The following is a 13,880-nucleotide window of genomic DNA, read 5'->3' on the forward strand; positions in this document are numbered from 1 at the left end:
CTTCATAGACCAAATAAACTGTAACCAGTTTTGTAATAGAAGCAATTTCTACAGGCTGATTTGCATCTTTTTCATAGAGGATTTTTCCAGTTGTAGCCTCGACAGCAATAGCATGTTTAGCAGCAACATCAAACTCCTGAGCAGAAACAGTAGAAGCTGTTCCAAGAACTAAAAGTGTCATAAAAGATAAAATTATTTTTTTCATATTAGCTTTATTTTATCATAAAGAAAAAAAATATTCTCGTTTTTTTACTAAAGCCATCTTATCTTTTTCAGAAATATGGTAAAATAGAGAGAAGGAGGATACCTATGTTCCGCAGAAACAAATTATTTTTTTGGACAGCTGAAATTTTATTATTAACACTGATTTTCTATCTTTGGAGAGAAATGGGAGCCATCATTACTCCCTTCGTGACAGTTGTGAATACCATCATGATTCCATTTTTGCTTGGTGGATTTTTTTACTACATTACAAATCCAGTCGTTACTTTCTTAGAAAAGAGATGTAAGATCAATCGTCTAATTGGTGTCTTGGTCACTCTTTGTGCCTTGATTGGTGCTATCGTTGTAGGGGTCGTTTATCTCTTGCCGATTTTGATTAATCAGTTGACCAGCTTGATTATTTCTAGTCAAAACATCTATAGTAGACTACAAGATTTGATCATCGATTTGTCCATGAATCCAGTCTTCCAAAATATTGATATTCAACAAACAATTCAACAACTTAATCTCTCCTATGTGGATATCCTCCAGAATATCCTTAATAGCGTCAGCAACAGTTTAGGAAGCGTTCTTTCAGCCTTGTTTAGTACAGTTCTTATTCTCATTATGACCCCTGTATTCTTGATTTATTTCTTGTTGGATGGTCATAAGTTGCTACCAATGTTGGAACGTACCGTCTTAAAGCATGACAAATTGAATCTTTCTAGCCTTTTAACCAATCTCAATACAACCATAGCGCGCTATATCAGTGGAATTGCGATTGATGCGGTTATTATTGGATGTTTAGCCTATATTGGCTATAGCGTTATCGGATTAAAGTACGCCCTAGTTTTTGCTATTTTCTCTGGAATCGCAAATTTAATTCCTTATGTTGGTCCAAGTATTGGTTTAATTCCAATGGTGATTGCCAATGTGTTTACAGATCCTCATCGTATGTTGATTGCGGTTGCTTATATGCTTATTATTCAGCAGATTGATGGAAATGTTCTCTATCCACGTATCGTTGGAGGGGTTATGAAAGTGCATCCGATTACGATCTTGGTGCTCCTTTTACTGTCAAGTAATATCTACGGTGTCATAGGGATGGTCGTAGCAGTGCCTACTTATTCTATTTTTAAAGAAATTACTAAGTTCCTAGCGAAATTATATGAAAACCATAAAGAAGCTAAGGAACTGGAAAAAACAGAATCAAATTAAAATCAGGGAGACCTGATTTTTTTGTTGAAAGTACTATCTTCCAAACAAAATAAGTTTGAATTCATATTGCCATAAAGAAGCAGAAGAACAGGATTTGATAAGATTTAGATTAATTCACAAAATATGTGTAAAACACTTGCAATTTAGCAGAAATTTGATAAAATAGTAAGGAAAGTTAGACTGTATTGCCTACTGTCTATCTATAAAATATATTTTATTGGAGGCTTTTACTCAAATGGCAAAAGAAAAATACGATCGTAGTAAACCACACGTTAACATTGGTACTATCGGACACGTTGACCACGGTAAAACTACTTTGACTGCAGCTATCACAACTGTATTGGCACGTCGCTTGCCTTCAGCAGTTAACCAACCTAAAGACTATGCGTCTATCGATGCTGCTCCAGAAGAACGCGAACGCGGTATCACTATCAACACTGCGCACGTTGAGTACGAAACTGAAAAACGTCACTACGCTCACATCGACGCTCCAGGACACGCGGACTACGTTAAAAACATGATCACTGGTGCCGCTCAAATGGACGGAGCTATCCTTGTAGTAGCTTCAACTGACGGACCAATGCCACAAACTCGTGAGCACATCCTTCTTTCACGTCAGGTTGGTGTTAAACACCTTATCGTCTTCATGAACAAAATTGACTTGGTAGACGACGAAGAATTGCTTGAATTGGTTGAAATGGAAATCCGTGACCTCTTGTCAGAATACGACTTCCCAGGTGACGATCTTCCAGTTATCCAAGGTTCAGCTCTTAAAGCTCTTGAAGGTGACTCTAAATACGAAGACATCATCATGGAATTGATGAACACTGTTGATGAGTACATCCCAGAACCAGAACGTGACACTGAAAAACCATTGCTTCTTCCAGTCGAGGACGTATTCTCAATCACTGGACGTGGTACAGTTGCTTCAGGACGTATCGACCGTGGTACTGTTCGTGTCAACGACGAAATCGAAATCGTTGGTATCAAAGAAGAAACTCAAAAAGCAGTTGTTACTGGTGTTGAAATGTTCCGTAAACAACTTGACGAAGGTCTTGCTGGAGATAACGTAGGTGTCCTTCTTCGTGGTGTTCAACGTGACGAAATCGAACGTGGACAAGTTATCGCTAAACCAGGTTCAATCAACCCACACACTAAATTTAAAGGTGAAGTCTACATCCTTACTAAAGAAGAAGGTGGACGTCACACTCCATTCTTCAACAACTACCGTCCACAATTCTACTTCCGTACTACTGACGTTACAGGTTCAATCGAACTTCCTGCAGGTACTGAAATGGTAATGCCTGGTGATAACGTGACTATCGACGTTGAGTTGATCCACCCAATCGCCGTAGAACAAGGTACTACATTCTCTATCCGTGAGGGTGGACGTACTGTTGGTTCAGGTATGGTTACAGAAATCGAAGCTTAATTCGATTAAGTTCCCAGAAGAACAATTATTTAAGTCAGACACTAAAAGAATCTTGCCTTGCAAGGTTCTTTTTTTCTTCTTCTTACTCTATTTGAAGTGCTTCTACTCTAGCAGTATAATCGTTTTTTTGGTATAATAAAAGTTATGGAAATCGAAAAAACCAATCGTATGAACGCCCTTTTTGAATTTTATGCGGCGCTTTTGACAGACAAGCAGATGAACTATATTGAACTCTATTATGCTGATGATTATAGTCTTGCTGAGATTGCTGAAGAGTTCGGTGTCAGTCGTCAAGCTGTTTATGACAATATCAAGCGGACAGAAAAGATTCTAGAAGATTATGAGATGAAACTGCACATGTATTCGGACTACATTGTCCGCAGTCAGATTTTTGACCAGATTTTGGAGCGTTATCCCAAGGATGACTTTCTGCAGGAGCAGATAGAAATTTTAACAAGTATTGATAATAGAGAATAAGAGGAAGAAAAATGGCATTTGAAAGTTTAACAGAACGTTTACAGAACGTCTTTAAAAATTTACGTAAAAAAGGAAAAATATCTGAGGCGGATGTCCAAGAAGCAACCAAAGAGATTCGTTTGGCCTTGCTTGAAGCCGACGTTGCCTTGCCTGTTGTAAAGGACTTTATCAAGAAGGTTCGTGAACGTGCAGTCGGACACGAGGTCATTGATACCCTCAATCCTGCCCAACAGATTATCAAAATCGTGGATGAGGAACTGACAGCCGTTTTAGGTTCCGACACGGCTGAGATTATCAAGTCACCAAAAATTCCAACCATTATCATGATGGTCGGGTTGCAGGGAGCTGGTAAAACAACATTTGCTGGTAAGCTGGCTAATAAACTCAAGAAGGAAGAAAATGCACGTCCTTTGATGATTGCTGCGGATATTTACCGCCCAGCCGCCATCGACCAGTTGAAAACACTTGGACAGCAGATTGATGTTCCAGTCTTTGCTCTTGGAACAGAAGTACCAGCTGTTGAGATTGTCCGTCAAGGTTTGGAGCAAGCGCAAGCCAATCACAACGACTATGTCTTGATCGATACGGCAGGGCGTTTACAAATCGATGAACTTCTCATGAATGAGCTTCGTGATGTTAAAGCACTGGCTCAACCAAACGAAATCCTCCTTGTCATTGATGCCATGATCGGTCAGGAAGCGGCCAATGTCGCCCGTGAGTTTAATGCTCAGTTGGAAGTGACTGGGGTTATCCTTACCAAGATTGATGGGGATACTCGTGGTGGTGCAGCCTTGTCTGTTCGCCACATCACTGGTAAACCTATCAAGTTCACTGGTACGGGTGAAAAGATTACAGATATCGAAACCTTCCACCCAGATCGTATGTCAAGCCGTATCCTTGGTATGGGAGATATGCTGACCCTGATTGAGAAAGCTTCTCAAGAATACGATGAGCAAAAAGCCCTTGAAATGGCTGAGAAGATGCGTGAAAACACATTTGATTTCAATGATTTCATTGATCAATTGGATCAGGTGCAAAATATGGGGCCAATGGAAGACTTACTCAAGATGATTCCAGGTATGGCTAACAATCCAGCCCTTCAAAATATGAAGGTGGATGAGCGCCAGATTGCGCGCAAACGTGCCATTGTGTCTTCCATGACACCTGAGGAGCGTGAAAATCCTGATTTGTTAAATCCAAGTCGTCGCCGCCGTATTGCTGCTGGTTCTGGAAATACCTTTGTCGAAGTCAATAAATTTATCAAGGACTTTAATCAGGCTAAACAGCTCATGCAAGGTGTCATGTCTGGGGATATGAACAAGATGATGAAGCAGATGGGCATCAATCCCAATAACCTTCCAAAAAATATGCCAAATATGGGAGGGATGGATATGTCTGCCCTTGAAGGCATGATGGGACAAGGTGGCATGCCGGATATGTCAGGTCTCGGAGGAGCAGGCATGCCAGATATGAGCCAGATGTTCGGTGGTGGACTTAAAGGTAAAATCGGTGAATTTGCCATGAAACAGTCTATGAAACGCATGGCCAACAAAATGAAAAAAGCGAAGAAAAAACGCAAATAAAAAAGGAAAGCAGAAGTGCTTACCTTAAAAAGAACTCTGAATCCGATTCAGAGTTCTTTTGTGTTTGATTGGTTTATTCCCACTCAACAGTTGCAGGTGGTTTACTTGTAATGTCGTAGACGATACGGTTAACGTGATCCACTTCATTTACGATACGTACAGAGATTTTTTGAAGGACTTCCCAAGGAATCTTGGCAAAGTCAGCTGTCATACCATCGATAGAAGTAATGGCACGAATGGCGATGGTGTAGTCATAAGTACGACCGTCACCCATAACACCGACTGAACGAACGCCTGTGTTGACAGTAAAGTATTGCCAGATATCGCGGTCAAGACCAGCTTTAGCGATTTCTTCGCGAAGGATAGCATCAGACTCACGAACAGTTTCTAGTTTTTCTTCAGTGATTTCACCCATGACACGGATAGCAAGTCCTGGTCCTGGGAATGGTTGGCGCCATACGATGTGGTCTGGCATACCAAGCTCTGTACCGAGGGCACGGACTTCGTCTTTATAAAGAGTGTTCAATGGTTCAATCAGTTCAAACTGCATGTCTTCTGGAAGACCACCCACGTTGTGGTGTGATTTGATGGTTTGAGCAGTATCAGTTCCAGACTCAATCACATCAGTGTATAGTGTTCCTTGAGCAAGGAATTTCACATCTTTGAGCTTGCTTGCTTCGTCATCAAATACATAAACAAACTCATTACCGATGATTTTACGTTTTTGTTCAGGGTCAGAAACACCTGCAAGTTTGTCAAGGAAGCGTTTTGCAGCGTCTGTTTTGACGATATTCAACCCAAACTTACCACCAAGCATGTCCATAACTTGGTCTGCTTCCCCTTTACGGAGAAGACCGTGGTCTACAAAGATACAGATTAATTGATCACCAATCGCTTTTTGAAGAAGAACTCCAACAACAGAAGAGTCAACACCACCTGATAGACCTAGAAGAACACGCTTGTCACCTACAGTTTCACGGATTTTCTTGATCTGCATATCGATGAAGTTGTCCATTGACCAGTCACCCTTAGCTTTACAGATGTTAAGGGCAAAGTTGCGAAGGATATCATTCCCGTATACAGAATGGCGAACTTCTGGGTGGAATTGGATACCATAGATGTGCTTGTCAGGGTTTTCAATAGCTGCATAAGGACAGTCAGCAGATGTTCCAGTACGAACAAAATCAGCTGGAATCTCTGTAACCGCATCACCGTGGCTCATCAAAACAATTTGTTCTTCTGGTGTACCTTCAAAGAGGGCAGAAGGAGTGTGAGTAAGTGGTGATTGGCCATACTCGCGATTACCAGCATCACCTGCAGGGACAACCTTTCCTCCAAGTTTGTGAGTAAGAAGTTGCATACCATAGCAGATTCCCAAAATTGGAATGCCCAGTTCAAAAATTTCTGGATCAATATCAAATGAATCCTCTTCATAAACAGAGTTTGGTCCACCAGAGAGGATGATCCCTACAGGGTTAATCGCACGAACCTCTGCGGCTGAGATTTTATGGCTTTTTAGCTCTGAAAAAACACCGATTTCACGAATACGGCGTGAAATCAGCTGGTTGTATTGGCTACCATAGTCCAGCACGATGATTTTTTCGACATCTTGCAAATCAGTTGAAATGTTGCTCATCTTTTTCCTTTCTCAAAAGAAATATCTTTTTCAATATTCTATCACAAATAGGGGCGAATTACCAACTAAACAAGGCAAAGTTTGACTTTTTCTTAGCAAATACGGTACAATGGAGAAAATAAAGAAAAGAAGTGAGAATCATGTTACCAGCTTATATGAAAATCCACGATCAGATCAAGAAGGATATAGATGAGCATCATTGGAAAATCGGAGAGAGACTTCCAAGTGAGCGAGATTTAGCGGAACAGTTTCAAGTTAGCCGGATGACATTACGCCAGGCTATCTCTCTCTTGGTTGAGGAAGGAGTTTTGGAGCGTCGTGTAGGAAGTGGGACTTTTGTCTCTAGCACTCGTGTCCAAGAAAAAATGCGGGGGACGACTAGTTTTACAGAGATTGTTAAATCTCAGGGGAAAGTACCTTCCAGCCATCTCATTTCTTACAGAAGAACCATTCCAAATGAACAAGAGGTCGCTAAGCTAGGGATTACTCCAACAGAGAATATTATCCGCATGGAACGGGTGCGTTACGCTGACCAAGTTCCGCTAGTCTATGAAGTCGCATCCATTCCTGAGAAATTTATTAAGGATTTCAAAAAAGAAGAAATCACCAGTCACTTCTTCCAAACCTTGCAACAACATGGCTATCGGATTGGCAAATCCCAACAGACCATTTATGCAAGATTGGCTAAGGAAAAGATTGCTCACTATCTAGAAGTCGAAAAGGGGCATGCCATTTTAGCCTTGACTCAGGTCTCTTATCTTGAAGATGGGACGGCTTTCGAGTATGTAAAGAGTCAATACGTGGGCGAACGCTTTGAATTTTATCTTGAAAATAACTAGTCTAGAAAGGCTAGTTTTTTGTTTTAGAAAAGATTAGAATTGTCAAAACAATCTGTCTAGGCTTGATTTTATCCATTATTTACTATAAAATGAGAAGGAAAAACGTCAAACTTTTATATTGCAAATAGGAGAAAAAATGACAAAAACATTAAAACGTCCTGAGGTTTTATCACCTGCAGGGACTTTAGAGAAGCTGAAAGTAGCTGTTCAATATGGTGCGGACGCAGTCTTCATCGGCGGACAGGCCTATGGTCTTCGTAGCCGTGCAGGAAACTTCACCTTTGAACAGATGGAAGAAGGCGTGCAGTTTGCTGCTAAGTACGGTGCCAAGGTCTATGTGGCTGCTAACATGGTTATGCACGAAGGAAATGAAGCTGGTGCTGGAGAATGGTTCCGTAAGTTGCGTGACATTGGGATTGCCGCAGTTATCGTGTCAGATCCAGCCTTGATTATGATTGCAGCAACAGAAGCACCAGGTCTTGAAATACACCTCTCTACCCAAGCCAGTGCGACCAACTATGAAACTCTTGAGTTCTGGAAAGAACTTGGGCTAACTCGCGTGGTTTTGGCCCGTGAAGTTTCAATGGAAGAATTGGCAGAGATTCGCAAACGCACTGATGTTGAGATTGAGGCCTTTGTCCATGGAGCTATGTGTATTTCTTACTCAGGTCGCTGTACGCTCTCAAACCACATGAGTATGCGTGATGCCAACCGTGGTGGTTGTTCACAGTCTTGCCGTTGGAAATACGACCTCTACGACATGCCATTTGGCCAAGAACGTAAGAGTCTTAAAGGTGAAATCCCAGAAGAATTTTCGATGTCAGCCGTTGACATGTCCATGATTGACCATATTCCAGATATGATCGAAAACGGTGTAGACAGTCTCAAGATTGAAGGTCGTATGAAGTCGATCCACTATGTTTCAACTGTGACCAACTGTTACAAGGCGGCTGTAGATGCTTATCTCGAAAGTCCCGAGAAATTTGAAGCCATCAAACAGGACTTGGTAGACGAGATGTGGAAGGTTGCCCAACGTGAATTGGCAACAGGTTTCTACTACGGTACACCGTCTGAAAACGAACAGTTGTTTGGCGCTCGTCGTAAAATTCCTGAATACAAGTTTGTCGCTGAAGTGGTTTCGTATGATGATGCGACTCAAACGGCAACCATTCGTCAACGGAATGTTATCAATGAAGGAGACCAAGTTGAGTTTTACGGACCAGGTTTCCGACATTTTGAAACTTATATCGAAGATCTTCATGATGCCAAGGGCAATAAAATAGACCGTGCTCCAAATCCAATGGAACTCTTGACAATCAAGGTTCCACAACCTGTTCAAGTAGGGGATATGGTCCGCGCTCTCAAGGAAGGGCTCATCAACCTCTATAAGGAAGACGGGACAAGTGTTACAGTTCGTGCCTAGATAAGGAAAAGGGAATGATACAAGCTCAAGGTTTATTGGTAGATGATGAAAGCAGATGTGTTCATTATCATAGTGAAAAGGATATTGTTTCACTCCAATGTTATGAATGCAAAAAATACTACGCATGCTATCAGTGTCACAATACTATGGAGACACATGTTTTTTCTCCCTATCCCTTGGCGCTTTTTGAGGATCGACCAATCTTATGTGGGGGTTGTAAGAGGACAATGACTTTCCAAGAATACCAAAAACAGATGGCTTGTCCTTACTGCAGTGCACCATTTAATCCAGGTTGTAAACAACACTATTCCTACTATTTTAAATAAAATGAATCGATCCAAGTTCTTAACTTGGATTTTTCAGTTTGTTTCAGAAAATAGAGTAAAATCAAGAAAAATTCGCAATCTAAAATGGAAAAACTTTCTATAGAATGGGGTAAAAACAGCAAAAATAGAAATAAATCATATGAAACGCTTTCAATGTTAGTAAAAAGTTGACAAAAACAAATTTTAGGACTAAACTAAGGAAGTAAATTTAAATAAAAAGGAGAATTCATCATGAATTTAACATTTTTCGGTCTATGTCTTGCCTGTATGGGTGTATCCCTTGCAGAAGGATTTTTGATGAACGGTTTGTTCAAGTCTGCAGCACGCCAACCAGACATCATCCCACAATTGCGTAGTTTGATGATCATGGGGATTGCCTTTATCGAAGGAACATTCTTTGTAACCTTGGCGATGTCATTTGTCATTAAATAGACAACTCTATTTAGAAATGGAGGTGTCAAACCATGGAAGAAAGTTTGAATCCAACCGTTAATATTGGACCAATATCCTTTGATTTGACCCTGCTTGCCATGTCTCTTGTAACTGTTTTGATGGTTTTTGCCTTTGTCTACTGGGCAAGTCGTAAAATGACCATCCGTCCAAAGGGCAAACAAAATGCTCTTGAGATGATTTACGACTTTGTGATTGGTTTTACCAAACCAAACATTGGAGAATCATACATCAAGGATTATTCCTTATTTCTGTTTTCTCTATTTCTGTTTATCTTGGTTGCCAATAATATCGGCTTAATGGCAAAAGTACAAACAACAAACGGTTATAACTTGTGGACTTCCCCAACAGCCAACCTTGGATACGATTTATCCCTATCATTCTTGATCACTTTGATCGCCCATGTAGAAGGAGTTCGTCGTAGAGGCGTTAAAGAATATTTGAGAGCATTTGTTACACCTGGCTTTATGACTCCGATGAACATTTTAGAAGAGTTCACCAATTTTGCTTCCTTGGCGATTCGGATCTACGGAAATATTTTTGCCGGTGAGGTCTTAGCTGGATTGCTATTAGCCTTGTCACAAAATGCTTTGTATTGGTATCCTTTTGCCTTTATCGCAAACATGTTATGGACAGCCTTTTCGATTTTCATTTCATGTATTCAAGCCTATGTCTTTACCATGTTGTCATCGATGTACATTGGTAAGAAGATAAATGCTGGGGAAGAGTAAGTAGAGGAGGATTAGAAGATGGATTTAACTATTAGTACCATTATTGGTGACTTTATTCTTATCGCTGGTTCCTTCCTTTTATTAATTTTTTTAGTGAAAAAATATGCCTGGGGAAATCTTACCAATATTTTAGATGAACGTGCTGAAAAAATTTCTTCAGATATTGACGGAGCAGAAGCTGCCCGTAAGAAGGCCGAAGAACTCGCTAGCAAACGTGAAGCTGAGTTGGCAGGTAGCCGTTCGGAAGCTAAGACAATTATCGAGAATGCAAAGGAAACAGCTGAGAAAAGTAGAGCTGACATCTTGGCTGAGGCGAAACTGGAAGCAGGACGCTTGAAAGAAAAAGCTAACCAAGAAATTGCTCAAAATAAAGCGGAAGCTTTACAAAGCGTTAAGGGTGAGGTAGCAGATTTGACGATTAGTCTCGCTGGTAAAATCATCTCACAAAACCTTGACGGACAAGCCCATAAAGAACTCATTGATCAGTACATCGATCAGCTAGGAGAAGCTTAATGGACAAAAAGACAGTAAAGGTAATTGAAAAATACAGCATGCCTTTTGTCCAATTGGTGATTGAAAAGGGAGAAGAAGACCGTATCTTTTCTGACTTAGCTCAAATCAAGCAAGTCGCAGAAGAAACAGACTTGCCTTCTTTTTTAGGTCAAGTGGCAGTAGGTGAGTCGGATAAGGAAAAAACCGTTCGTTTCTTCCAAGACTCAGTGTCACCATTAATGCAAAACTTTTTTCAGGTGCTGCTATACAATCACAGAGCAAATTTATTTTATGAAGTAATTGTAGATTGTTTGAGTCGACTTGAAAAAGAAACGAATCGATTTGAAGTAACGATTGCCTCCGCTCATCCATTAACAGATGACCAGAAGGCGCGATTGCTTCCTTTGATTGAGAAAAAAATGTCTCTGAAAGTTCGGACTATCAAAGAACAAATCGATGAAAGTCTCATTGGTGGTTTTGTCATTTTTGCCAATCACAAGACAATTGATGTGAGTATTAAACAGCAACTTCGTGTTGTTAAAGAAAATTTGAAATAGAAAGTGGTGTTCTTTTGGCAATTAACGCACAAGAAATCAGCGCTTTAATTAAGCAACAAATTGAAAATTTCAAACCCATTTTTGATGTGACTGAAACTGGTGTTGTAACCTATATCGGGGACGGTATTGCGCGTGCCCACGGCCTTGAAAATGCCATGAGTGGAGAGCTCTTGATTTTTGAAAACGGCTCTTATGGTATGGCGCAAAACTTGGAATCAACAGACGTTGGGATCATCATTCTCGGTGACTTCACGGATATCCGTGAAGGAGACACTATCCGTCGCACGGGTAAAATCATGGAAGTTCCTGTCGGTGATAACTTGATTGGACGTGTTGTGGATCCACTTGGTCGTCCCGTTGATGGTCTCGGAGAAATCCATACTGACAAGACTCGTCCAGTAGAAGCACCAGCTCCTGGTGTTATGGAGCGTAAGTCTGTATCAGAACCATTGCAAACAGGTTTGAAAGCTATTGACGCCCTTGTACCGATTGGTCGTGGTCAGCGTGAGCTGATCATTGGTGACCGTCAGACAGGGAAAACAACCATTGCAATCGATACCATCTTGAACCAAAAAGGGCAAGATATGATATGTATCTATGTAGCGATTGGACAAAAAGAATCAACAGTTCGTACACAAGTAGAAACACTTCGTCAGTACGGTGCCTTGGATTACACAATCGTTGTGACAGCCTCAGCTTCACAACCTTCTCCATTACTCTTCCTTGCTCCATATGCAGGGGTCGCTATGGCAGAAGAATTCATGTACCAAGGCAAGCATGTTTTGATCGTTTATGATGACCTATCTAAACAAGCGGTAGCTTATCGTGAACTTTCTCTCTTGCTCCGTCGTCCACCAGGTCGTGAGGCCTTCCCAGGGGATGTCTTCTACCTTCACAGCCGTTTGCTTGAGCGCTCAGCCAAAGTTTCTGACGAGCTTGGTGGTGGATCAATCACAGCCCTACCATTTATTGAGACGCAAGCAGGAGATATCTCTGCCTATATCGCAACCAACGTGATTTCTATCACTGACGGACAAATCTTCCTTGGAGATGGACTCTTTAACGCAGGTATTCGCCCAGCTATTGATGCGGGTTCATCTGTATCTCGTGTAGGTGGTTCTGCTCAGATTAAAGCCATGAAGAAGGTTGCTGGTACTCTTCGTATCGACCTTGCTTCATACCGTGAGTTAGAAGCCTTCACTAAGTTCGGTTCGGACTTGGATGCGGCTACTCAAGCTAAGTTGAATCGTGGTCGTCGTACGGTAGAAGTATTGAAACAACCTGTTCACAAGCCTTTGCCTGTTGAGAAACAAGTGACGATCCTGTATGCTTTGACACACGGATTCTTGGATACAGTTCCTGTAAATGACATTGTTCGTTTTGAGGAAGAGTTCCATGCCTTCTTTGATGCACAACATCCAGAGATTTTGGAAACCATTCGTGAAACAAAAGACTTGCCAGAAGAAGCAGTCTTGGATGCTGCGATTACAGAGTTTCTCAATCAATCCAGCTTCCAATAAGAATAGAGGTGTCAGATGGCAGTATCTCTAAATGATATTAAAACAAAAATCGCCTCAACAAAAAATACTAGTCAAATCACTAATGCCATGCAAATGGTATCGGCTGCCAAGTTAGGTCGCTCTGAAGAAGCAGCACGCAATTTTCAAGTTTATGCTCAGAAGGTTCGTAAGCTTTTGACGGATATTCTACATGGTAACGGATCTGGTGGCTCTACCAATCCAATGCTCATTAGTCGTCCAGTTAAGAAAACAGGCTATATCGTTATTACTTCAGACCGTGGCTTGGTTGGAGGTTATAATGCTTCCATCCTTAAAGCTGTGATGGAGCTGAAAGAAGAATATCATCCAAATGGTGATGACTTTGAAGTTATCTGTATTGGTGGTATGGGGGCTGATTTCTTTAAGGCTCGTGGCATTCAACCAATCTATGAATTGCGGGGCTTGGCCGACCAACCAAGTTTTGATGAAGTTCGTAAAATTATTTCAAAAACGATTGAGATGTACCAAAATGAACTCTTTGATGAACTTTATGTTTGCTATAATCACCACGTCAATACGCTTACCAGCCAAATGCGTGTGGAGCAAATGCTTCCGATTGTTGACCTCGATCCAAATGAAGCAGATGAGGAGTATAGCTTAACCTTTGAGTTGGAAACGAGCCGTGATGAGATTCTAGAGCAGTTGTTGCCACAGTATGCCGAAAGTATGATTTACGGGGCTATTATCGATGCCAAGACAGCTGAAAATGCCGCAGGTATGACAGCTATGCAGACAGCGACTGATAATGCCAAGAAAGTTATCAATGATTTGACTATCCAGTATAACCGTGCCAGACAGGCGGCGATTACACAAGAAATTACAGAAATCGTAGCGGGGGCTAGTGCCTTAGAATAAGGCTTTGCCTCCCTCGTATCAAAATGAACTTATACTCAATGAAAATTAAAGAGCAAACTAGGAAGCTAGCCGCAGGCTGTACTTGAGTACGGTAAGGCGAC

The 13,880-nt window shown here is 41.2% G+C and carries 14 protein-coding genes and 1 pseudogene; 13 read left to right on the forward strand and 2 right to left on the reverse strand.

From position 1 onward, the window contains the following. A pseudogene (locus GMD6S_RS04100) lies at window positions 1-205 on the reverse strand (D-alanyl-D-alanine carboxypeptidase); the annotation flags it as partial. A gap of 104 nt (window positions 206-309) precedes the next feature. On the opposite strand from GMD6S_RS04100, the gene GMD6S_RS04105 reads away from it, so the two are divergent. The 4 genes from GMD6S_RS04105 (at window position 310) to ffh (ending at window position 4,911) form a co-directional block, all read left to right on the forward strand. Beyond that, window positions 310-1,419 carry an AI-2E family transporter gene (locus tag GMD6S_RS04105; protein WP_000489830.1) on the forward strand — a complete coding sequence of 370 codons (1,110 nt, stop codon included), beginning with the start codon at window positions 310-312 and terminating at the stop codon, window positions 1,417-1,419. A gap of 235 nt (window positions 1,420-1,654) precedes the next feature. Continuing rightward, the gene (tuf, locus tag GMD6S_RS04110) at window positions 1,655-2,851 is read left to right on the forward strand and encodes an elongation factor Tu (RefSeq protein WP_001040720.1); all 1,197 of its coding nucleotides are present in this window, start codon (window positions 1,655-1,657) and stop codon (window positions 2,849-2,851) included. A gap of 144 nt (window positions 2,852-2,995) precedes the next feature. Next, window positions 2,996-3,328: a putative DNA-binding protein gene (locus GMD6S_RS04115; RefSeq protein ID WP_000402066.1), complete on the forward strand. Its 333-nt coding sequence runs from the start codon at window positions 2,996-2,998 to the stop codon at window positions 3,326-3,328. Window positions 3,329-3,339: 11 nt separating this feature from the next. Further along, window positions 3,340-4,911: a signal recognition particle protein gene (gene ffh, locus GMD6S_RS04120; protein ID WP_000863609.1), complete on the forward strand. Its 1,572-nt coding sequence runs from the start codon at window positions 3,340-3,342 to the stop codon at window positions 4,909-4,911. Window positions 4,912-4,984: 73 nt separating this feature from the next. Here the strand turns inward: ffh and guaA are convergent, their stop codons facing one another. Further along, window positions 4,985-6,547: a glutamine-hydrolyzing GMP synthase gene (guaA, locus tag GMD6S_RS04125; RefSeq protein WP_000065705.1), complete on the reverse strand. Its 1,563-nt coding sequence runs from the start codon at window positions 6,545-6,547 to the stop codon at window positions 4,985-4,987. Window positions 6,548-6,687: 140 nt separating this feature from the next. On the opposite strand from guaA, the gene GMD6S_RS04130 reads away from it, so the two are divergent. From GMD6S_RS04130 to GMD6S_RS04170, 9 genes are all read left to right on the forward strand, one after another. Beyond that, window positions 6,688-7,386 (forward strand): GntR family transcriptional regulator, encoded by a 699-nt coding sequence (locus GMD6S_RS04130; protein ID WP_000936173.1) that lies wholly within the window; start codon window positions 6,688-6,690, stop codon window positions 7,384-7,386. 136 nt (window positions 7,387-7,522) lie between these two features. Beyond that, the gene (locus tag GMD6S_RS04135; RefSeq protein WP_000169097.1) at window positions 7,523-8,809 is read left to right on the forward strand and encodes a peptidase U32 family protein; all 1,287 of its coding nucleotides are present in this window, start codon (window positions 7,523-7,525) and stop codon (window positions 8,807-8,809) included. A 14-nt stretch (window positions 8,810-8,823) separates the two neighbouring features. Continuing rightward, on the forward strand, window positions 8,824-9,135 hold the full coding sequence (locus GMD6S_RS12130) for a CHY zinc finger protein (protein ID WP_008279616.1): 312 nt from the start codon (window positions 8,824-8,826) through the stop codon (window positions 9,133-9,135). A gap of 231 nt (window positions 9,136-9,366) precedes the next feature. Next, the gene (locus GMD6S_RS04145; protein ID WP_001054551.1) at window positions 9,367-9,567 is read left to right on the forward strand and encodes a F0F1 ATP synthase subunit C; all 201 of its coding nucleotides are present in this window, start codon (window positions 9,367-9,369) and stop codon (window positions 9,565-9,567) included. A 32-nt stretch (window positions 9,568-9,599) separates the two neighbouring features. Then, entirely contained in the window at window positions 9,600-10,316 is a 717-nt protein-coding gene (gene atpB, locus GMD6S_RS04150; RefSeq protein WP_000392937.1) for a F0F1 ATP synthase subunit A, read from the forward strand. A gap of 18 nt (window positions 10,317-10,334) precedes the next feature. Continuing rightward, window positions 10,335-10,829: a F0F1 ATP synthase subunit B gene (gene atpF, locus GMD6S_RS04155; RefSeq protein WP_000366311.1), complete on the forward strand. Its 495-nt coding sequence runs from the start codon at window positions 10,335-10,337 to the stop codon at window positions 10,827-10,829. Beyond that, window positions 10,829-11,365, forward strand: coding sequence for a F0F1 ATP synthase subunit delta (locus tag GMD6S_RS04160; protein WP_000359021.1), 537 nt, complete (start codon window positions 10,829-10,831; stop codon window positions 11,363-11,365). Before atpF ends, GMD6S_RS04160 begins: the two co-directional genes overlap by 1 nt. A gap of 14 nt (window positions 11,366-11,379) precedes the next feature. Beyond that, window positions 11,380-12,885, forward strand: a complete 1,506-nt coding sequence (atpA, locus tag GMD6S_RS04165; RefSeq protein ID WP_000996615.1) for a F0F1 ATP synthase subunit alpha — start codon at window positions 11,380-11,382, stop codon at window positions 12,883-12,885. Between the two features lie 15 nt (window positions 12,886-12,900). Further along, window positions 12,901-13,779, forward strand: a complete 879-nt coding sequence (locus tag GMD6S_RS04170) for a F0F1 ATP synthase subunit gamma (protein WP_000301234.1) — start codon at window positions 12,901-12,903, stop codon at window positions 13,777-13,779. Window positions 13,780-13,880: the final 101 nt, after the last annotated feature.

It is taken from the genome of Streptococcus sp. GMD6S, assembly GCF_000297015.1.

Bases quoted from the DNA above. Each gene is read 5' to 3' on its own strand.
- GMD6S_RS04105 (WP_000489830.1), top strand. From the start codon at position 310: ATGTTCCGCAGAAACAAATTATTTTTTTGGACAGCTGAAATTTTATTA.
- tuf (WP_001040720.1), top strand. From the start codon at position 1,655: ATGGCAAAAGAAAAATACGATCGTAGTAAACCACACGTTAACATTGGT.
- GMD6S_RS04115 (WP_000402066.1), top strand. From the start codon at position 2,996: ATGGAAATCGAAAAAACCAATCGTATGAACGCCCTTTTTGAATTTTAT.
- ffh (WP_000863609.1), top strand. From the start codon at position 3,340: ATGGCATTTGAAAGTTTAACAGAACGTTTACAGAACGTCTTTAAAAAT.
- guaA (WP_000065705.1), bottom strand. From the start codon at position 6,547: ATGAGCAACATTTCAACTGATTTGCAAGATGTCGAAAAAATCATCGTG.
- GMD6S_RS04130 (WP_000936173.1), top strand. From the start codon at position 6,688: ATGTTACCAGCTTATATGAAAATCCACGATCAGATCAAGAAGGATATA.
- GMD6S_RS04135 (WP_000169097.1), top strand. From the start codon at position 7,523: ATGACAAAAACATTAAAACGTCCTGAGGTTTTATCACCTGCAGGGACT.
- GMD6S_RS12130 (WP_008279616.1), top strand. From the start codon at position 8,824: ATGATACAAGCTCAAGGTTTATTGGTAGATGATGAAAGCAGATGTGTT.
- GMD6S_RS04145 (WP_001054551.1), top strand. From the start codon at position 9,367: ATGAATTTAACATTTTTCGGTCTATGTCTTGCCTGTATGGGTGTATCC.
- atpB (WP_000392937.1), top strand. From the start codon at position 9,600: ATGGAAGAAAGTTTGAATCCAACCGTTAATATTGGACCAATATCCTTT.
- atpF (WP_000366311.1), top strand. From the start codon at position 10,335: ATGGATTTAACTATTAGTACCATTATTGGTGACTTTATTCTTATCGCT.
- GMD6S_RS04160 (WP_000359021.1), top strand. From the start codon at position 10,829: ATGGACAAAAAGACAGTAAAGGTAATTGAAAAATACAGCATGCCTTTT.
- GMD6S_RS04170 (WP_000301234.1), top strand. From the start codon at position 12,901: ATGGCAGTATCTCTAAATGATATTAAAACAAAAATCGCCTCAACAAAA.